Source organism: Streptomyces sp. NBC_01176 (assembly GCF_045039825.1).
Classification (GTDB): domain Bacteria; phylum Actinomycetota; class Actinomycetes; order Streptomycetales; family Streptomycetaceae; genus Streptomyces.
Window position 1 is genome coordinate 1,546,545 of the sequence record NZ_CP108600.1, and the last position, 18,429, is coordinate 1,564,973.

General features: G+C 72.4%; 18 protein-coding genes. 8 read left to right on the forward strand and 10 right to left on the reverse strand.

The features are described from left to right. Positions 1-410: 410 nt before the first annotated feature. The gene (locus OG199_RS06500) at positions 411-1,808 is read left to right on the forward strand and encodes an amidohydrolase family protein (RefSeq protein ID WP_405828504.1); all 1,398 of its coding nucleotides are present in this window, start codon (positions 411-413) and stop codon (positions 1,806-1,808) included. Between the two features lie 230 nt (positions 1,809-2,038). After that, entirely contained in the window at positions 2,039-2,776 is a 738-nt protein-coding gene (locus OG199_RS06505) for an Atu4866 domain-containing protein (protein ID WP_356804422.1), read from the forward strand. Here the strand turns inward: OG199_RS06505 and OG199_RS06510 are convergent. The 4 genes from OG199_RS06510 to OG199_RS06525 form a co-directional block, all read right to left on the reverse strand. Continuing rightward, a complete protein-coding gene (locus OG199_RS06510) occupies positions 2,763-2,813 on the reverse strand; it encodes a hypothetical protein (protein WP_405834453.1) in 51 nt (16 codons plus the stop codon). The genes OG199_RS06505 and OG199_RS06510 overlap by 14 nt on opposite strands. Before the next feature lie 48 nt (positions 2,814-2,861). Beyond that, positions 2,862-3,341: a MarR family winged helix-turn-helix transcriptional regulator gene (locus tag OG199_RS06515; RefSeq protein WP_356804420.1), complete on the reverse strand. Its 480-nt coding sequence runs from the start codon at positions 3,339-3,341 to the stop codon at positions 2,862-2,864. Between the two features lie 112 nt (positions 3,342-3,453). Then, a complete protein-coding gene (locus tag OG199_RS06520; RefSeq protein WP_405828507.1) occupies positions 3,454-4,386 on the reverse strand; it encodes an NADP-dependent oxidoreductase in 933 nt (310 codons plus the stop codon). 198 nt (positions 4,387-4,584) lie between these two features. Then, a complete protein-coding gene (locus OG199_RS06525) occupies positions 4,585-5,586 on the reverse strand; it encodes a zinc-binding alcohol dehydrogenase family protein (RefSeq protein ID WP_401807800.1) in 1,002 nt (333 codons plus the stop codon). Between the two features lie 121 nt (positions 5,587-5,707). On the opposite strand from OG199_RS06525, the gene OG199_RS06530 reads away from it, so the two are divergent. The 4 genes from OG199_RS06530 to OG199_RS06545 all read left to right on the forward strand — a co-directional run bounded on the left by OG199_RS06530 (position 5,708) and on the right by OG199_RS06545 (position 10,257). Further along, positions 5,708-6,322 carry a CGNR zinc finger domain-containing protein gene (locus OG199_RS06530; RefSeq protein ID WP_405828509.1) on the forward strand — a complete coding sequence of 205 codons (615 nt, stop codon included), beginning with the start codon at positions 5,708-5,710 and terminating at the stop codon, positions 6,320-6,322. 253 nt (positions 6,323-6,575) lie between these two features. Further along, complete coding sequence (locus tag OG199_RS06535; protein ID WP_405828511.1) at positions 6,576-7,835, forward strand: FUSC family protein; 1,260 nt, start codon at positions 6,576-6,578, stop codon at positions 7,833-7,835. 53 nt (positions 7,836-7,888) lie between these two features. Next, a complete protein-coding gene (locus OG199_RS06540) occupies positions 7,889-8,926 on the forward strand; it encodes a hypothetical protein (RefSeq protein WP_405828513.1) in 1,038 nt (345 codons plus the stop codon). 113 nt (positions 8,927-9,039) lie between these two features. Continuing rightward, on the forward strand, positions 9,040-10,257 hold the full coding sequence (locus OG199_RS06545) for a lactonase family protein (RefSeq protein WP_405828515.1): 1,218 nt from the start codon (positions 9,040-9,042) through the stop codon (positions 10,255-10,257). Here OG199_RS06545 and OG199_RS06550 read toward each other — a convergent pair. Together OG199_RS06550 and OG199_RS06555 are read right to left on the reverse strand one after the other, a co-directional pair. Continuing rightward, positions 10,225-10,950, reverse strand: a complete 726-nt coding sequence (locus OG199_RS06550) for a DUF2470 domain-containing protein (RefSeq protein WP_405834455.1) — start codon at positions 10,948-10,950, stop codon at positions 10,225-10,227. The genes OG199_RS06545 and OG199_RS06550 overlap by 33 nt on opposite strands. Before the next feature lie 99 nt (positions 10,951-11,049). Beyond that, on the reverse strand, positions 11,050-11,667 hold the full coding sequence (locus OG199_RS06555) for a TetR/AcrR family transcriptional regulator (protein WP_356808262.1): 618 nt from the start codon (positions 11,665-11,667) through the stop codon (positions 11,050-11,052). A gap of 108 nt (positions 11,668-11,775) precedes the next feature. Between OG199_RS06555 and OG199_RS06560 the strand changes: the two genes are divergently transcribed. Next, positions 11,776-13,260 (forward strand): cytochrome P450, encoded by a 1,485-nt coding sequence (locus OG199_RS06560; protein ID WP_405828517.1) that lies wholly within the window; start codon positions 11,776-11,778, stop codon positions 13,258-13,260. Here the strand turns inward: OG199_RS06560 and OG199_RS06565 are convergent. After that, positions 13,222-14,076 (reverse strand): pentapeptide repeat-containing protein, encoded by an 855-nt coding sequence (locus tag OG199_RS06565; RefSeq protein ID WP_401807817.1) that lies wholly within the window; start codon positions 14,074-14,076, stop codon positions 13,222-13,224. The genes OG199_RS06560 and OG199_RS06565 overlap by 39 nt on opposite strands. 172 nt (positions 14,077-14,248) lie before the next feature. Here OG199_RS06565 and OG199_RS06570 point away from each other — a divergent pair, with 172 nt between their 5' ends. After that, a complete protein-coding gene (locus OG199_RS06570; RefSeq protein ID WP_405828519.1) occupies positions 14,249-15,124 on the forward strand; it encodes an SDR family oxidoreductase in 876 nt (291 codons plus the stop codon). 3 nt (positions 15,125-15,127) lie between these two features. Here OG199_RS06570 and sigJ read toward each other — a convergent pair whose 3' ends face one another. From sigJ to OG199_RS06585, 3 genes are all read right to left on the reverse strand, one after another. Then, positions 15,128-16,021, reverse strand: a complete 894-nt coding sequence (gene sigJ / locus OG199_RS06575) for an RNA polymerase sigma factor SigJ (RefSeq protein WP_356809999.1) — start codon at positions 16,019-16,021, stop codon at positions 15,128-15,130. Between the two features lie 124 nt (positions 16,022-16,145). Beyond that, positions 16,146-16,979 (reverse strand): enoyl-CoA hydratase/isomerase family protein, encoded by an 834-nt coding sequence (locus tag OG199_RS06580; protein WP_405828521.1) that lies wholly within the window; start codon positions 16,977-16,979, stop codon positions 16,146-16,148. A gap of 46 nt (positions 16,980-17,025) precedes the next feature. Then, positions 17,026-18,327, reverse strand: coding sequence for an alpha/beta fold hydrolase (locus OG199_RS06585; protein WP_356808788.1), 1,302 nt, complete (start codon positions 18,325-18,327; stop codon positions 17,026-17,028). Between the last annotated feature and the right edge of the window lie 102 nt (positions 18,328-18,429).

The following is an 18,429-nucleotide window of genomic DNA, read 5'->3' on the forward strand; positions in this document are numbered from 1 at the left end:
ACCGAACTGACCCGAGCACGGGCGGACCGACGGTGCCAGGCCCAGCGGTGACCGCCTCGCCGTCCGCCCTGTCCGACAGGGCGCCGGTGGGCCGCCCAGCCCCTGTAAGCGCCTGCGAGCGGGCATCCGTGGCCGAAGTTCGCGAGCCGTGGAGGAGGGTCTTCTCCCCACCAGAAGGCGGTCCGGCCGATCGCCTTCCACGTCATCCGTCGCAGCTGCTCGTCTCCTCGATTCCCCCGCTCACCGCCACCCGGCGCGAAGGCCCGGGTCACCGCCACCCGCGGTCAAGGTGGGTGTGAGGCACCCGGGGAAACCACAGCCTGGCTACCCCGGTGAGACCGGTCGACGCTGGTGTCCGCAAGCCGATGCGTACCAGCCCACCGCGCCTCCGGGCGAGGAAGAGGACACCCATGAACCTCAACGACACCACCAGTGCGGCCGTGCTCGACCGACTACAGCGGCAGTCCGCCGACCCGCGGCGACGCATCCTGTTCACCGGCGCGACCATCGTCACGATGGATCCGGAACTCGGAGTCGTCTCCGGCGGTGAGCTGCTCGTCGAAGGCAGCACGATCACGGCCGTCGGACACGATCTGAGGGCGGACGGCGCCGTGGTCGTCGATGCCACCGACGCGATTCTCGCCCCGGGCTTCGTGGACACCCACCGGCACGCCTGGGAAGCCCAACTGCGCCGGATCATGCCGGACGTCGACGACCTCGGCGGCTACGTGACGACCACCCTGGCCGGCTACGCCCCTGTCTACCGACCCCAGGACATGTACGTCGGCACCCGGCTGGCCGCGCTGACCGCGATCGACAGCGGCATCACCTGCATGCTCGACTTCTCCCACAACTCCCGCACCTCCGAGCACTCCGACGCCGCCGTCCAGGCCCTCCTCGACACCGGCATCCGCGGCGTGCACGCCTCCATGGGCCCGCACTTCGGCGACTGGGACCGGCAGTGGCCCGGTGACCTGAGCCGGCTCAGGAACCAGTTCTTCCACAGCGATGACCAACTGCTGACCCTGCGTGTGGCGGCCCTCGCCACCGACGAGATCGCCGGACCCGCCTTCGCCTACGGACCTGAACTGGCCCGTATCGCCGAGGATCTGGGGGTGGGTGTGAGCGTCGACGCGGTGTTCGGCAAGGTGTCCTCCGAGGCCGTGCTGCGCTGGAACAAGGAAGGCATCCTCGGCCCGGACGTCACCCTCATCCACGCGACGGGCCTCACCGCCGAGGCGTGGCGGGCGATGGGGGAATCCGGCACCACCGTGGCGCTCGCGCCCACGTCCGACGCGCAGATCGGCCTGGAGACCGCGATCCCCGCCGTCGACGAGGCCCTGGCCGTCGGCATCCGGCCCGGACTGAGCATCGACGTCGAAGTCGCCCTGGCCAGCGACATGTTCACCCAGATGCGAGCCCTGCATGCCATTCAGCGGATGCGCGCCGTCAACGCCGCCCACAGCACGGGCCAGCAGCCCTCACGCATCAGCACGCACGATGTGCTGGACTTCGCCACCCTGCAGGGGGCCCGCACCAACGGCCTGCAGGGGGTGACCGGTTCGCTCACCCCGGGCAAGAAAGCCGACCTGCTGGTCGTCCAGGCCGAGGACCTCAACAACATGCCTCTCAACGACCCTGTCGCCACGATCGTGTTGGGCTCGGACGCACGCAACATCACCGCCGTCCTCATCAACGGAGACACCAGGAAGTGGAACGGCGAGGTCCTCGACGTCGACCTGCCGGCCCTGCGCAGCCAGGTGCACGCCTCGCGTGAGTACGTCCTGAACACCTCCACCATCGACTGAGAGCCCCTTCGGCTTCAGTGCCGACGGCCTCCTTCGCGTTGCCAGGACCCCGGTGCGCCATCGCACCGGCCCACGCCCCGGCGCCGCGGGGCCCTTCGGGCCGCGCAGAGGGATGACGTGCGCCCGGCAACTGCGCGGCCTGGCCGTGTACCGCATCGGCCGTGACCCCGACCGCAGGGCCATGAGGTCCACCACACCTCGGGGCCACCGACGACCACAGAGGAACTGCCATGACGAACAGCACCACCACGACCGCGACTCCGCGCCGCGACGACGCCGCTCTGAGCGAGTTGCGGAGCGGCTTGCGGAGCCCTCAGGGCCGGCCACTCCTGCTGGCCGGCGGCGCGGTCATCACCGGAAACCCGCTGATGGGCGACTGGCAGAAAGCCGACGTCCTCATCGGCGGCTCGCTGATCGTGGGAGTCGGCCCTGGCCTGCTGACGGCAGCGGGCGACGACAACATGATCGTCATCGATTGTGCGGGCACCCTCGTCCTGCCGGCCGCGACCGACTTCGCGGACGCCGCCAACAGCGGCACTCTCACGCCGGGCAAGGCCGCCGACGTCGCCGTTCTCCAGCTGGCCGACGCCCCCGGAACCCCGGCCGGCGCGGTCCCGGCCCGAGGTACGCATCTCGACGTCCTGGTCACCGGAGGCCGGGTCCGCCTCTGGAACGGCCGGTCCCTGGAAGAGGACTCCGCCGCCGCCACGCCGGACGAAGCACCGGTCTTCGACCCGGCGCACCCGTTCACGGGGATGTGGGTCGAGGAGAACAACTTCGTACGCCAGGAACTGCTGCCCGACGGACGCTATGACGAGGCGCGCGGCGACCGCCCGAGCGCCTATCAGGGCCGCTACTGGATCGACGGCACGCGCATCGACTACCTGGACGACCTGGGTTTCTGGGCCTTCGGCGAGTTCAAGGACGGCACCCTGCACCACGCCGGATATCGCTTCACCCGGCGTTGACCACGAGTGGGGCGCGGTCACGGAGCTCCGGACGCACACCGGCGTCCTGGTCTCCTCGACCGGACAGCCGTCCCCGGGACGAGAGTCAGGGTGCAGCGCTGCCGGGAACGTCGGAATCGATCTTGGCGAGCAGCCGGTCGTAGACGTCCGCCAGCGTTGCCACCTCTTCTTCGGTGAGGGATTCGAAGAAGTACCGTCGCACGACCTTGACGTGTTCCGGCGCGGCGGCGGTAATGGCGGCGCGACCTGTCGCCGTGAGGCGGATCATCAAACCGCGGGCATCGGTGGCGCAGTCCTCCCGCTGAACGAGCCCCCGCTGCTCCATGCGTCGCACCTGGTGCGACAGGCGGCTGCGTTCCCAGCCCACCATGCGCCCCAGTTCCCGGAATCGGAGGACCCCGTCCGGGGCCTCGGACAAGGGAACGAGGAGCTCGTAGTCCACCGAGGACAGACCGGCGTCCTCGTTGAGTTGCTGGTTGATCACGGACTCGATGCGGCGGCGCAGATCCAGAAACGAGTGCCAGACATGAGCCTCCTGCTCGTTCAGCCACTGCCCTCGTCCCATGGTGCGAGGATACCAAAAAGTTGACACGCCAACAAAATGTGTGCCGACTCGATGCGGTACTCGCGGACGTGCGCCGCAGCCGGCCCGATGGCCGGCAGGCCGTCGAGTCGGGTCAGAAGGTGATGACGACCTTGCCGGGCAGGTGCTTGTGGGCATAGTCGGCCAGCGCCTGCGGGGCGTCCGCGAAGGAGTAGCGTGCACCGATCTCGACGATGAGGCGCCCCTCGGCCGCTTGGGCCGCGAGGGCTTCGAGCCGTCCCGCAGGCGTCCGGGTGCCGGTGTAGACGGCGGTGACGTCGCGGTCGAAGGCCGGCGGACCCATCAGGGGGGAGACCAGACGGCCACCCGGGCGTGCCGCCGCTGCGGCGCCGTCCAACGCCGGTCCCGCATGGGTCAGATCGATCACGACGTCGACGCCGCCGGGGGCCCAGTGCAGAGCCTCCGCGGTGACGTCGGCGTTCTTGTAGTCGACGGTCGCGTCGGCACCGAGCCGGCGCAGAAGGTTCTCCTCGTCGGCTCGCGCGGTGGCCAGGACCTCGGCGCCGGCCTGCTTGGCGAGCTGTACGGCGAAGGAGCCGACGCCTCCGGAGGCGCCGACCACGAGCACCCTCTCGCCGGTCAGCGGCTTGGCTTCGTCGACGAGTGCGGCCGCCGTGAGCGCGGCGGTCGGGAGTGCGGCCGACTCGGCCGGGCCCAGCGCGGCCGGGCGCAGAGCGGCGGAAGGAGCGTCCTGGACGAGGGCGTACTCGGCGAGGCCGCCAGAAGGCACGCCGTTCCAGGCGAGGATGCGGTCCCCGACACTGAAGCGGGACACGCCCTCGCCGACCGCCTCGACGACGCCGGTGACGTCGACGCCCGGCACGAAGGGGTGCTGGATCGGCAGATGATCCTTGACCGCGCCGGTGACCAGGGCAAGGTCGATGGCGTTCAGCGCCGACGCCTCGGTACGGACCAGGACTTGACCCGGTCCGGGCGTGGGCTCGGGCACGTCCGCGAGGGTCAGATTCTCCACGGGCCCGTAGGAGCGGGCGACAAGTGCCTTCATGGGGTTCTCCTTGAGGTGTCCCACATCAGTGCGGGTCAGGACTGTGTGCCGCTTCGTTCCGGGGGCGGGTCACACCAGGACGTTTGTTGATGAGTCCACAATAGGCCCTATTGTTGAAGTGTCAACAGTGCCGACGCCATCCGATACCCCACTCGCCCGAGCCCCTTCGCCCGTCCAGGACGGCGCGTCCGCCCCGGGTCACACCCCGTCCTGAACGGCGAGCACGATCTTGCCCCGGTGGTCCCTCCGCTCCAGACGCTCGTGCGCGGCGCGTGCCCGCTCCAGGGGGAACACCGCCTCTACCGGCACCCGGTATCGGCCCGCCGCGACCTGTTCGGCGAGTTCCCGCAGGTCCGCGCGGGGGTCGTAGCCGTGGATCTGCAGGTTGGTGAGCTGGAAGCCGAGGACGGACGCGTTCTTCGGATAGAAGTCACGGGTGTCGACGACGCTCGGCTCCAGGGCCACGTTGGCGAGGGCGACCACCCGTCCGCCGTGGCCGACCTCGCGCAGACTCCGCCCGAAGGCGCGGCCGCCGACCGTGTCCAGGACGATGTCCGCCCCGCGCCCCCCGGTCAGTCGCAGCACCTCCTCGACCTCGGCGTCGTCGGGGTGCACGGAGGTGTCGAGGACGTCGTGCGCACCGAACCCGGCGGCCCAGGCGGTCTTCTCCGGTGAACCCGCCGACGCGATGACGCGGGCACCGGCACCGGCCGCGATCTGCACGGCCGCACTGCCCACCCCGCTCGCGGCGGCCTTCACCAGTACGGTGTCGTCCTTGGTCACCTTCGCCAGCCGGAGCAGGCAGTACCAGGCGGACAGCCACGCCACGGGCAGGGTGGCGGCCTGCGTCAGCTCGACACCGTCCGGGAGCACGGTCACCCGCTCGGCCGGTACGACGGCCAACTCGGCGTAGAAACCAGGTGCGTTCACCCCGTCCAGGGCCATGACCCGCTGTCCGACCCCGACCCCGGCCACCCCCTCCCCCACGGCCGCCACGACACCGGACGCCTCGACGCCCGGGATCAGCGGCGGACGGCCGGCCCGGTGGTACACCCCGGCCCGCACGAGCGCGTCCGCCCGGTTCACGCCCGCCGCCGCGACCCGCACCAGCACCTGGCCGGGGCCCGCGACCGGGTCCGGCACCTCCACCGGGACCAGCACCTCGGGCCCGCCGAACTCGTCGATCCGCACCGCACGCATACCTGCTCCCTCGGGACGTACCGGAGCCCCACGCGCCGGACGGGGCGCACAGTGACACCGGTTGAAGTGGTGTCACTGTGCGACACCTCATCAACAGGTGTCAAGGCGTTAGACTCGGACCATGCCCTCACCCCCCGTCCCCGAGCCGCAGGCGGCGTTCCCCTTCATAGGCGGACGACCCGCCCTGAACTTCGTCGCCACGCTCGGCAAACGGCACGGCACGCCGCTCGAACGGCTCCCGGACCCCGAGGCCCTCGCGCGCTGGATCGCCGAGGCGGGCCTGCACACGGGAGCGGACGACGGGCCGGTGCGGATCAGCGAGGCCGATCTCGGCCACGCCCGCTCACTGCGGGAGGCCGTGTACCGCCTCGTACGCGCCGCGATGCTCGAAGAGGCCGCGGACCCGGGCGACGTCACGCGGGTGAACGAAGCGGCGGCTCTGCCCGACCTCGCACCCCAGTTCGCCGAGCCGTACGACGGCACGCGGCCGCTCCTGCGCTGGACGGCGGCGCGTCCCGGCCCCGCGGCTCTGGCGACCGTGGCCCGGGACGCCGTGCTCCTGATCGGCGGCCCCCTGCTGGGAAGGGTCAAGGAGTGCGAGAACCCCACGTGCTCCCTGCTCTTCCTGGACGACTCCCAGGCCCGCCGGCGCCGCTGGTGCTCCATGGACCGCTGCGGCAATCTCGCCAAGGTGGCCGGCTACCGGTCCCGCAGCCGCGCCGCCTCCCCCCAGTGAGGGACAGTCGCCTCCACGCGATCGGCGAACGGGGGGCCCACGAGCCCGCGCCCTGACACCCGTATGCCGGTGGCCGGTACGTCGGTGGCCGGTGCGTACCGAGTCGACGCGTCGGTCGGTGCGTCGGCGGTCGGTGCGTCGGCGGGGCAGATCGGGGAAGGGGCCCGGCGACGACAAATTTGGCTGCCTTGCGGACAGTTACAGTCCTCAATCAGCACGTTCGGTACAGGGACGAAAGGGGAAAAGGCCAAGGATGCGAGACGTACGTGGTGTGTGGGCCGTGGTGGGGCCACAGTTCCGGAAGTGGCACCAGGAACCCGTGGTCGTCCAGTCGGTGCGGTCGGCCGCGGCGGCGAGCATCGCGTATGTGATCGCGGTCCGGCTCAGCCCCGAGCCCGCACCGCTCACCGCCCCGCTGACCGCGCTCCTCGTCGTCCAGGTCACGCTCTACTCCACCCTCACCACCGGCATCCGCCGGGTGAACTCCGTGGTGGCCGGCGTCATGGTCGCCATCGGCTTCAGCCTGCTCGTGGGGCTGACCTGGTGGAGCCTGGCCCTGCTCATCCTCGCGTCGCTGGCCGTCGGCCATCTGGTGCGGGTCAGCGAGTTCGTACCCGAGGTGGCGATCAGCGCCATGCTCGTCCTCGGCGTGACCCGGGTCGGGGACACCGCCTGGGCCAGGGTCCTGGAGACGCTGATCGGCGCGGTGGTCGGGCTCGGCTGCAATCTGCTGTTCGCTCCCCCGGTGTGGGTGGGCGCGGCCGGCCAGTCCATCGAGGACCTGGCACGGCGCGTACGGCAGTTGATGCTGCGCATGGGCGAGGAGGCGGCGGGCCGCACCCCCGTGGAGCACGCCACCGCCCGGCTGCACGAGGCGCGGCGCCTGGACCACGACATCGTCGGGGTGGACGCGGCACTGCGGCAGGCCGAGGACAGCCTGAAACTCAATCCCCGCGTCCGTGAGGGCCTGCTGCACCGGATCGTGCTGCGCACCGGACTCGACACGCTGGAGATCTGCACGGTGGTGCTGCGGGTGCTCGCGCGCACCCTCACCGACCTCGCCAAGGAGCGCGATCCCGAGCCCCTGTTCGACCCGCAGGTGGGCGCGGTGCTGGAGCAGCTGCTGAGCGAGGTCGCCGACGCCGTGGTGAGCTTCGCCGTCCTGGTGACCACCGACGTCAGCCACAGCGCCGAGTCGGCGGAGACCCGGCTCGCCGCGGAGCTGTCCACGGCGTCGGCGACCCGTGACAAACTCGCCCAGCTGCTGCTCGACGGGGTCCAGCGGGACGCCCGTCAGTGGCAGCTGCACGGCGCCGTCCTCACGGAGGTCAACCGCATCCTGGACGAGCTCGACACGGAGCACCGCTCGCGCCGGCTGATGGAGGAACTCGACCGCGGCGCGCGCGAGCAGCGCGAGCGCCGGCCGCACCTCACCCGTCTGCGGGAGTACCTGCGCGTCCCGCTGCCGCGCCGGAGCCGGAACCGTACGGCGGCCTCGCGGCGTTCTTTGTAGGAAGCCCGTGCCGCGCCGGGGAGGCGCGGCGCCGACGACGAGGGGGAGCGCAGATGACCGAAGGCACCGTAAGGATCGAGGGGAACTCACTCCTGCTGCCGGGGGGTGTGCGGATCCGCTTCATGCGGACGCTGCGCCTGCCCGAGACGGGTACGCACGGACTGCCGCCCGGCCTCGGAGAGTTCCCCCTGCGCCGCGTCGAGGACCACGCGGACACGGTGCCCGCCGAATGGCGTGCGCGCGGCGGTGTGATGCTCCCGGTCTATCTGCGCGAGGCCATGTGGCTGAGCTTCGCGGGCTCGACGGAACCGGCCGCACTGCAGGTCGGGGTGGGCAAGGTGTGCGCGATCTCGGGCAGCCCGTGGAGCCCGCTGCTTGCCCTGGACCCGCAGAACCACGTGGTGCTGCCGCGGCAGCCCTGGCTCGACGGCATCAACTCCGGCAAGGGGAAGGTCCGCCAGTTCGTGGCCGTGCCCCTCGGCCTCGGGGCCACGGTCGAGGGACAGGTGACCGGCGAGGAGGTGTGGGGCGGCATCCAGCTGCAGTCGTTCCCCCTGCGCGCGGCGGAGCTCGCGAAGTGGCGCGAGCAGGAGCGCCGCCGGGCCGGGGCCAGGAGGTCGGCCGTGACCATGTCCGGCTACGGAGCCGCTCCCCCGGCGCCCGGCGGCGTGCCGGCCCCCGCTCCCGCCGCCGGCCCTGCGAAAAGCGCGCCGGCCATGGGGCTCGGGGTGGGCGGCTCGATGCGTCAGGAGATCTACCCGGCCGACCGGCCGCTCGACGCCTGGGCCAGGGAGCCGGCCGGCCGCGTGTTCGTCCACCTCGTGACGCCTCCCGAGTGGCGGCGCGTCACGGGCGAGGCTCCCCCGCCGTCACCCGTGGACCGCGCGGCCTATACCCGGGCCGGGCTGCCCTGGTTCGAGTACTACGACCAGGACGCCGGGGACGTGGCCCCCACCGACGCGCTGGGCGCGGTGCGGCCCGTCGGCGAGTGGCTCGGCGCCGACCACGAGCCCTGGCAGCCGCCCTCGCCCGACCAGGTCGTTCCGCTCGGGGACGCACCGGGCAAACCGGTCACGGACGGTGACTGGTAGAAAACGGTGCGCGTCGCGTACCGTGCCACATCCCGCGCCGTCTTTGCACCGCACGGGTGTCGCACGTCATGGTGGGTGTCACGGCTGAGGCGACCGACACCCGAGGTGCAGGCATGAGCAGTGGTGCAGAACCGGCGCGCGGCGCGGGCGGCGGCTGGAGCAGGCGCCGGTTCGTCGGAGCGCTGACGGGAGCCGTCGCGGCGACGGCACTGCCCGCCCCGGCCGCGCCCCGTGCCGAGCCCGCGGACGCCGTGACCGCGCCCACCGTCGGCTCGCACCCGGCCGCCCGCTCGTCCGCTCCCGCCGTCCGACCCCTGTTCGTCGGCACGTACACCTCGGTCGACGGGGGCGGGAAGGGGATCGGGCTGGCCACGTACGACCCCGTCACGGGCGCCGTCAAGGCCACCGGCACGGTCACCGGCGTCGCCGACCCCTCGTACCTCGCCGTACATCCGGACGGCCGCACCCTGTACGCCGTCGACGAGCGGCCCGAGGGCGGGGTGACGGCCGTACGGCTCGCGGGGAACAAGGTGCTCGGCACCCGTGGCACGGGAGGCTCGGGCCCCTGCCACCTGTCCGTCCATCCGAGCGGGCGCTGGCTGCTGAGCGCCAACTACGGCTCGGGCAGTGTGGCCGTGCATCCCATCGACGCCTCGGGCGCGCTCGGCGAGCGCACGGATCTGGTCACGCACTCCAGCCCTGCTCCGGGCCCGGGCCAGCAGGGACCGCACGCCCACCAGTTCCTCACCGGCCCGGACGCCGGCCATGTCCTCGCCGTCGACCTGGGCACCGACACCGTCTACAGCTACCGCCTGGACGCGTCCAAGGGCACACTCGCCGAGGTGTCCCAGGCGCACACCCGTCCGGGCGCGGGCCCGCGCCACCTCACCTTCCACCCCGGCGGCCGCTTCGCCTACCTAGCCAACGAGGTGGACAACACGGTCGTGGTCTGCGGGTACGACCGGACGAGCGGCCGGCTCACCCTGGGGGACCCGCAGTCCACGGGCACGGGGACGGGCACCAACTACCCGGCGCAGTTCCTGGTGACGTCGGACGGCGCGTACGCCTATCTGGCCAATCGCGGCGCCAACTGTCTGACGCGCTACGCGGTCGAGGCGGACGGCGCCCGGCTGAGGCTCCTGGACACCGTGCCGGTCGGCGGCGACTTCCCGCGCCAGATCGCCTTCTCGCCCGACGAGCGGCTGCTGTTCGCGGCGAATCAGCGCTCCGGCACGGTCAGCGTCTTCCATGTCGACGGCGCGAGCGGCGGCCTCCGGCGCGCGGGCGAGCCGTTCGCGTCACCCGTCGCCGTCTGCGCGCTGCCGCTGTAGCGCGCGAGGGCGGGCGGCGGAGCTCGCCTGCGTGAGCAGCACATGCATCCGCTCGGTGAGTTGGGAGACGTCGTCGGCGGGTGCGTGGAAGGGCAGGCGCACATCGCCGTCGCCCCGCGCCCGCTCGATGCGCAGCGTCAGGCCGTGCCGGTCGACGGCGAGCGGCTGGACGCGGACCGCGCCGTGCAGGTTCTCGGGCTCGACGAGGCGGGTCAGCCGCTCGACGGCGTCCGGGTGCGCGTCGGCGAGGTGGGTGAGCAGGGCGGCCTCGGCCGTCGCCAGCGGGTCGGGGACCGCGTCGGCGAACTCGTCCAGGCCGACCACGACGGCGCCGGACGCGTCGCGCAGCACGACACGTGAGGCCTGGAACTCCAGCTGCCCCTCCCCCACCACGAACCAGCCGGCCATCCAGAGGCGGGTGCGGATCCGGCGGCGTACGGGAACGGGCGCGACGTCCGCGAACTCCAGGACGGCCGACGGCTCGCCGCGGGGCGCGCAGACGGCGGCGGTGAGCAGCGCGCTGTCGTCCGGCACGTGCAGGAGGACCCTGCCGTCCGCGGTGACGGTGTGCGCGCCCAGGAGCTCCTCCCGGCCGCCCTCGGCGGTCACCGCGCAGGACCAGGCCGCGGCGAGCACCGAGCGGGCGCGCTCGGCCACGGCGGGCGCGGCCGTCCAGACATGACGGTCACCCATTCGGTCACCCATCCCAACCTCCATTTAGGTAAGCCTTGCCTAACCTATCGAAGATCCGGGTGGGCGCCAACCGTGCCGCAGCCATGTCACCCTCTGGGGCTACGGAGCGATCGCGCCCAGCAGCGCCCGCGCACAGAGATCGCGCAGCTGTTCCCGCGTCAGCTCCGCCCCCCGCAGCCACTCCAGACACACGGCCGTGGTGAACGCGAGCCAGCCACGCACGGCGATCCGCAGTTCGGGCCGTTCCGCGGCCGCGCGGCCGAAATCCGGGTCCGCCGCGAGCGCCTCCAGGATCTGCCGCTCCTGGGCGGCCAGTGCCCGCCGGTAGACCGCACGCACCGCCTGGTCGCCGGCCGCGTCGGCACGGTGGAAGGCACGGAAGCCGTGGGCATGCGTCTCGACGTACGCCAGGAAGGTGTCCAGGCCGGCACCGAGCTGCTCCCGCACGGCGACCCCGGGTACCGCCGCCGTCATGCGCAGCATGCGCTCGCTCTCGCGCTCCACGACCGCGGCGAAGAAGTCCCGCTTGGTCGGGAAGTAGTGGTACAGAAGACCGCGCGACACACCGGCGATCTCGGCGACCTGCTCGATCCACACGTCGTCGTACGGACTCTCCGAGAACAGCCGCGCCCCCACCGAAAGAAGCTGCTCCCGACGCTCCGCGCCACTGAGCCGACGGCGCGTGCGCTCCTCCCGTTCCCCCCGACTCCCGGCCATGTCCGCACCTTACTTGACGTCGGTTCAACAACGGGAACAGACTGGAATCCGCTGTTGAACCCGCGTACAACAGAGCCGAACGGCCGCAGGCACAAGGGAGATCGCGTGATGGCGGAGACGACAGGGGCCGCACTGCCCAAGGGGTTCCGCAGTGCCGAGCTGGGCTGGCCGGAGCTGCACCGCATCCCGCATCCGCCGTACCGGATCCCGGTCGTCGGGGATGTGATCGGCTCCAACATCCGCTCCCCGTTGCAGGATTCGATGCGCTTCGGGCGGCAGCTCGGGCCGATCTTCCGGCGCAGGGCCTTCGGCAAGGAGATCGTCTTCGTGTGGGGCGCGAAGCTCGCGGCCGAACTCGCGGACGAGGCCCGGTTCGCCAAGCACGTGGGACTCGGGGTCGCCAACCTCCGGCCGGTCGCCGGGGACGGGCTGTTCACGGCCTACAACCACGAGCCGAACTGGCAACTCGCGCACGACGTACTGGCTCCCGGGTTCAGCCGCGAGGCCATGGAGGGCTACCACCCGATGATGCTGGCCGTCGCCGAGCGGCTGACCGACCGCTGGGACCGCGAGCGAGCCGCCGGACGCGCGGTCGACGTGCCCGCCGACATGACGCAGCTGACGCTGGAGACGATCGCCCGCACCGGCTTCGGCCACGACTTCGGCTCCTTCGAGCGCTCCCGGCCCCACCCCTTCGTGACCGCGATGGTCGGCACCCTGACCTACGCGCAGCGCCTCAACGTGCTCCCCGCACCGCTGGCACCCGTGGTGCTGCGCGGCGCCACCCGGCGCAACGCGGCGGACATGGCCTTCCTCAACCGCACGGTCGACGCGGTCGTGGCGGCCCGCCGGCGCACCTCGGGCGAAGGGGACCTGCTCGACCGCATGCTGGAGACCGCGCACCCCGGGACCGGGGAGCGGCTGACGCCGGAGAACATCCGCCGTCAGGTCATCACGTTCCTCGTCGCCGGTCACGAGACGACCTCGGGCGCGCTCTCGTTCGCCCTGCACTACCTCTCCCGGCACCCCGGCATCGCCGCCCGCGCCCGCGCCGAGGTCGACCGCGTCTGGGGCGACACACCCCGGCCGGGCTACGACCAGGTCGCCAAGCTGCGGTACGTGCGCCGGATCCTCGACGAGTCGCTCCGGCTGTGGCCGACGGCGCCCGCCTTCGCGCGCGAGGCCCGGGAGGACACCGTGCTGGGCGGCGTCCACCCGATGCGGCAGGGGGCGTGGACCCTGGTGCTGACGGCGATGCTGCACCGCGATCCGGATGTCTGGGGAGCCGATGCCGAGTCCTTCGATCCGGACCGTTTCGACGCGCAGGCCGTGCGGTCCCGGCCCGGCCACGCCTTCAAGCCGTTCGGGACCGGCGCCCGCGCCTGCATCGGCCGTCAGTTCGCGCTGCACGAGGCGACGCTGGTCCTCGGGCTGCTGCTGCGCCGCTACGAGCTGCACCCCGAGCCCGACTACCGGCTGCGGATCGCCGAACGGCTGACCCTGATGCCGGAAGGACTGCGGCTGCGCCTCGAAGAGCGGGCGCCGGCACCGGACTCAGTGCCGGGCCGTCCAGTGATCCGGTCGGCCGACTGACCGCGGCAGCCTGGTGCCGGCGCCGCCCCGGGCCGCGTTCACCTGGGGCTGGGTCAGGAAGAACGCCCCGGTCAGGTCGGCGTCCGTGAGATCGGTGTCCCGCAGGTCGGCGCCGATCAGGTCCGCGCCGCGCAGATCCGCACCCGTGAGGTCGGCGGCGATCAGACAGGCGCCGCGCAGATCCGCCCCCCGCAGATCGGCACCCTTGAGACGGGCGCCCATCAGGTCGGCGCCCCGGCGGTCCTTCTTCCGGCCGTTCTTCCCGCGCCCGGCCCCCGCCCGCACCAGTTCGCTGGTCCGCAGCAGCAGTACGTTGACCTCCTGCCGGTGCGCGCCGACGTCCAGGTCCCCCAGCTCTTCGGCGGTCAGGCGGGTCAGCCCTTCGACGGTCACGAGCGCACGGCGTACGTCGGCGTGCACCGGGCCGGCCGCGGGCAGCGTCAGCGCCTCGTTCAGGTACCAGAGCAGTTCGTGGAGCTGACGTACGACCGGGAACACGTCGAACATCTGCCGGGCGCGCTCCCGCGGGACGGAGTGCCAGTCCTGGCCGCCGAAGGTGACCTGGGACACCTTCTGCCCGGCGCCGAAGCAGTCGTACACCGTGCAGCCCGTGAAGCCCTTCTGGCGCAACCGCGTGTGGATGCCGCACCGGGAGTCGGCCGCCAGGTTGGGGCACGGCTTCCCGGCGTCCTTGTCGATCGCGAAGTCGGCCGAACGGGCGAAGGGCAGCGCGACGCAGCACAGCCCGAAGCACTCACCGCAGTCGGCCCGCAGCTCCAGGAGCCGGTCCGTGGCTGTTGCGCTGTCTTCCTGCATGCCCCCAGCCTACTGACCCGCGAACAACGGCCTGAACTGGGCCGATGACATGACCGGCAACCGGTCCGGACGGGCCGGGCGGCGGGTACCGGGGGGCGTCCGCCGGAGACGGGGACGGACAGGAGCGCTCCGGCTCTGGAGGTTTTCGGTCGCACCGGGTATCGAGGCGGCCATGGACGACACACTCCCACCCGGCCTGCCCGTCGCTCCCCCGCTGGGCGCGAGCGCGCTCCCGCCCGGAACGTACGACGGCACGCTGGTCATGGTCACCGGCGGCGGCACCGGGCTGGGCAAGGCGATCGCGGCGGAGTTCGCGCGGCTCGGCGCCGATCTGCTGCTGGTGAGCCGCGGCCCGGAGCATCTGCGCTCCGCCCGCGCCGAACTGGCCCGGCTGGGCACCGGGGTGACGACGGCGGTGTGCGACATACGGGACGCGGAGCGCATCACCGAGGTCTTCGACGGTTGCCCGCTGCCCGGGGTACTGGTGAACAACGCGGCCGCCAACTTCCCCGTGCCCGCTGAGGACATGACGCCGAACGCCTGGCGGGCGGTCGTCGACATCACCCTCACCGGGACCTTCCTGATGACGCGCGAGTTCGGCCGCCGTCATCTGGCCGCGGGCACACCCGGCTCGATCATCGACGTCGGCGCCTCGTACGCCTGGACCGGCGGCCCGGGATACGCGCACAGCGCTGCGGCGAAGGCGGGGGTGCGCAACCTGGTGGAGACCCTGGCCGTGGAGTGGGGCCCGTACGGCATCCAGGTCAACGGGCTGGTGCCCGGCCTGATGCCGCACGAGGACATGACCGCCGACATCCGGGGAGCGTTGGACCGGGCCGGGACGCACGACGCGCGACAACCCGCGCTGCGGGTCGGCGCGCCGCGCGAACTCGGCTGGGCCGCCACCTTCCTGGCCTCCCCCTACGCCCGTTTCATCACCGGCCACACCCTGGTGGTGGACGGCGCGAACTGGCAGCGCAGGGGGCTCGTCGGCGCACCGGTGGTACCGGTGCGCGACCAGCTGGGGCTCGGCCCCTTCACCGGCTGACGGTCAGTCGCCGAACGGGGTGAGGTCGAGCCGTGCCAGCCGCTCGGGGTCGGACAGGATGTACATCCCGACGATCCTCCCGTCGGCGACGGTGACGCCCATGACCGCCAGCGGCAGGCCCCCGGGTGCCGTGACGACGCCGATCGCACCGTTGACCAGCGCGAGCCGCGAGGAGTCCGCGAACTGCCGGAACAGGAGCGCCTGCCCGGCGACGGTCCGGGCACCGCGCACCAGCTTGGACGCGGCCGCGCCACCGACGAGGGCACCGGAGTCGGCGCGGAGCACCACCTCGGGGTCGAGGACGGCGACCAGCGCCTCGAAGTCCCCCGCGCGTGAGGCCGCGAGGAAGGCGTCCACGACCTCCCTCTGCCGGCCGAGATCCGGCTCGGACTCCGGGGCCGCCCCCTGAACGCGGCGTCGCGCGCGGCTGGCGAGCTGACGCGTCGCGGCCGAGGAACGGCCCACGACGGGCGCGATGTCGTCGAAGGGCACCCCGAACATGTCGTGCAGCACGAACGCGAGCCGCTCGACGGGCTCCAGCGTCTCCAGCACCACGAGCAGGGCGAGCCCGACCGAGTCGGCCAGCAGCGCCTCCCGCTCGGGATCGACCCGGTCCAGGGGACTCACGACCGGATCGGGGACGTAGGTGTCCATGGGCTCCTCACGACGCGCGGCGCGGGAGCGCAGCATGTCCAGGCAGACCCGGCCTGCCACGGTGGTCAGCCAGGCCGCGAGATTCCTGATGCCGGTCGCGTCGGTCCGGCTCAGCTTGAGCCAGGTCTCCTGCACGGCGTCGTCGGCCTCGCTCAGCGAGCCGAGCATCCGGTAGGCCACCGCTCTCAGGCGGCCCCGGTGCTCCTCGAACCGCTCGGCGAGAAGCCCTTCGTCGTCCCTCACCCGTCTCCCTTCCCCACCGCACGCGACCTCGTGCGGGACCGTTCGCCGGGCCGGGCCGGGCCGGCTCGGCTCGGCCGGCCGAGTCGGACGCGGCTCGGAGCCGCGTCCGATCAAAGCACGCCGGTCACTTCCCCTCGAACCGCGGCACGCGGCGCGCACCCTTCGCCGCGTATCCCTCGCGGGAGTCCTCGGAGGCCAGGGTGAGTGCCGCCGATCCGGCGGTCCGGTCGAGGGCCGCCGCGAGCCCCGCGTCGGCGTACCCGTCGATGTCGCGCTTGATGCCCCGCACGGCGAGCGGTGCGTTCGCCGCGATCTCGGCGGCGACGGCACGGGCGGCCGCGTCCAGTTCGTCGCGGGCGACGACGAGTTGGACCAGATGGAGCCGCTCGGCGGTCGCGGCGTCCAGTGAACGCCCCGTCAGGGCCAGGAACTTCGCCCAACCGGCCCCCGCCTCCCGGGCGATGCGCAGATCCCCGCCCGCGTCGACGGCGACCCCGAGCCGCGCCTCCGGCAGAGCGAACACCGCGTCGTCGGCGGCGATCCTGAGGTCCGCCATCAACGCGAGTTCGAAGCCGAAGCCCAGGCAGTGTCCCTGGACGGCCGCGACCACCGGTTGCGGCAGCCCCGCGAAGACCGCGAACCGCTCGTGCGCCCAGCGGATCCCCTCGTAGTAGTTGCGGGCCCGCTCCGCGTCCGAGCGCCCCTCGATCGCGCCGCCCGGTGCCGTCACGTCGATGCCGGCGCAGAAGGCCCGCCCCTGCGCCCGCACCAGGACCACCCGGACCGACTCGTCGAAGCGGATCCGGTCGGCCAGCAGCCCGAGTTGGCGTGTCGACTCCCAGCTCCACGCGTTGAGCCTGCCCGGACGGCAGAGGGTGAGGACGCCGATCCCGTCCTCGATGTCGAGGCGGAAGCGCTCCTCACCCTCCGGGACGTCGGTACGCAAGGTGTCGATCACCAGGTCCCCTCTCGATTCTGACAAACCGTCAGAACCGTAGGGGACCTCAGACCTCGTCGCGCGTCAACGCCAGCAGACGGTCCAGGACACGAGGGCCGCCGGCCCGTACGCCGTCGTGCTCGAACTCGTCGGTCACCCAGGTGCGCAGACCGCCGATGGCACGGGCGGTGCGCAACGCGTGCCCGGTGTCGACGTACATGTCGTCGTGGTAGACCGCCGCGGCCACCGGGACCTCGTTGGCGGCGAGGCGGGCGGGGTCGTACAGCGGCCGCCAGTCGGTGCGGGCGGCCAGTTCCTCGGCGGTCTCGCGCAGTGGCCGCAGCGCGGGGTCGGTGTCGAACATCCAGGGGTGCACGGACTCGCCGGTGAACAGCAGCGGCCCGTCGTCCGCGAGTGTCTTGGCCGCGTCGAACTGCGGGAACTCGGCGCGCACCCGCTCGGCCGACCAGGCGGTGGGCCGGTCGTCCTGCCCGTAGATCGCCTCGTGGATCAGCGCGTACAGCGGGTGGCCCGCGTACGACAGCAGCCCCTGGACCTCCTCCTGGAAGGCGTCGGAGAGGGCCGGCCCCTGCGGGGTGCGGACGAAGGCCTCCTCCAGGAGGTAGTGCAGCCGGTGGCTGCCCTCGCTGCCGCCGAGGAGGATGCCGAGCGACTGGAAGGCCTCGACGGTGAGGCGGTAGCCGCCGTTCAGGACCGGTTCGTGCCGCACGAGGTACTCGGCGATCTGCCGGGCCCGCTCCACGTCCTGGGGGTAACGCGCGTAGTGTGCCGCCACTTTGCGCTCGATACGGGGATACGCGGCCCGGTAGACGTCGTCCGCGTGCGCGTCCAGCGCGGGCAGCCCGCCGGTGACCAGGACCGCGCGCAGCCCCTCGGGGGCCGTCGAGAGGTAGTTCACCGCGCAGAAGCCGCCGAAGCTCTGGCCCAGTACGGTCCAGGGCGCGCCGCCGGTGAGCCGGGGGCGGATGACCTCGCAGTCACGGACGATGGAGTCGCCGCGGAAGTGCGTGAGGTAGTCCGCCTGGGCTCGTGGACCGCCGCGCAGCGGGAGCGTCTGGCGGTTGGCGGGCGTGGAGTGGCCGGTGCCGCGCTGGTCGAGCAGCAGGACCCGGAACTCCTTGAGTGCGCGGCCGAGCCAGGCCTGCTTGCCGACGAAGCGGTTGGCGCCGAAGCCGGGGCCGCCTTGGAGGTAGACCAGCCAGGGGAGGTCCTGGTGCGCCTTCTCGCTCGCGACGACCGCGCGGGCGAACAGCTGGATGCTCTCCCCCGCCGGGTCGTCGTGGTCGAGGGGCACGGTGAAGCGGTGGTCGGTGAGGACGACACCGGGCTGGCGGTAGCTGACGGTCAACGGGACTCCCCAGACGTACGGATTCCAGGCTGCGTCCCAGTTGAACACATGCTCCCGGGCCGGCCGAGCCCGGGGATCAAGAAACCGTACTGAACAGCGGCT

What these genes read in the sequence shown, in the direction of transcription:
- OG199_RS06500 (WP_405828504.1), top strand. Translation starts at nt 411, where the DNA reads ATGAACCTCAACGACACCACCAGTGCGGCCGTGCTCGACCGACTACAG.
- OG199_RS06505 (WP_356804422.1), top strand. Translation starts at nt 2,039, where the DNA reads ATGACGAACAGCACCACCACGACCGCGACTCCGCGCCGCGACGACGCC.
- OG199_RS06515 (WP_356804420.1), bottom strand. Translation starts at nt 3,341, where the DNA reads ATGGGACGAGGGCAGTGGCTGAACGAGCAGGAGGCTCATGTCTGGCAC.
- OG199_RS06520 (WP_405828507.1), bottom strand. Translation starts at nt 4,386, where the DNA reads ATGAAGGCACTTGTCGCCCGCTCCTACGGGCCCGTGGAGAATCTGACC.
- OG199_RS06525 (WP_401807800.1), bottom strand. Translation starts at nt 5,586, where the DNA reads ATGCGTGCGGTGCGGATCGACGAGTTCGGCGGGCCCGAGGTGCTGGTC.
- OG199_RS06530 (WP_405828509.1), top strand. Translation starts at nt 5,708, where the DNA reads ATGCCCTCACCCCCCGTCCCCGAGCCGCAGGCGGCGTTCCCCTTCATA.
- OG199_RS06535 (WP_405828511.1), top strand. Translation starts at nt 6,576, where the DNA reads ATGCGAGACGTACGTGGTGTGTGGGCCGTGGTGGGGCCACAGTTCCGG.
- OG199_RS06540 (WP_405828513.1), top strand. Translation starts at nt 7,889, where the DNA reads ATGACCGAAGGCACCGTAAGGATCGAGGGGAACTCACTCCTGCTGCCG.
- OG199_RS06545 (WP_405828515.1), top strand. Translation starts at nt 9,040, where the DNA reads ATGAGCAGTGGTGCAGAACCGGCGCGCGGCGCGGGCGGCGGCTGGAGC.
- OG199_RS06550 (WP_405834455.1), bottom strand. Translation starts at nt 10,950, where the DNA reads ATGGGTGACCGTCATGTCTGGACGGCCGCGCCCGCCGTGGCCGAGCGC.
- OG199_RS06555 (WP_356808262.1), bottom strand. Translation starts at nt 11,667, where the DNA reads ATGGCCGGGAGTCGGGGGGAACGGGAGGAGCGCACGCGCCGTCGGCTC.
- OG199_RS06560 (WP_405828517.1), top strand. Translation starts at nt 11,776, where the DNA reads ATGGCGGAGACGACAGGGGCCGCACTGCCCAAGGGGTTCCGCAGTGCC.
- OG199_RS06565 (WP_401807817.1), bottom strand. Translation starts at nt 14,076, where the DNA reads ATGCAGGAAGACAGCGCAACAGCCACGGACCGGCTCCTGGAGCTGCGG.
- OG199_RS06570 (WP_405828519.1), top strand. Translation starts at nt 14,249, where the DNA reads ATGGACGACACACTCCCACCCGGCCTGCCCGTCGCTCCCCCGCTGGGC.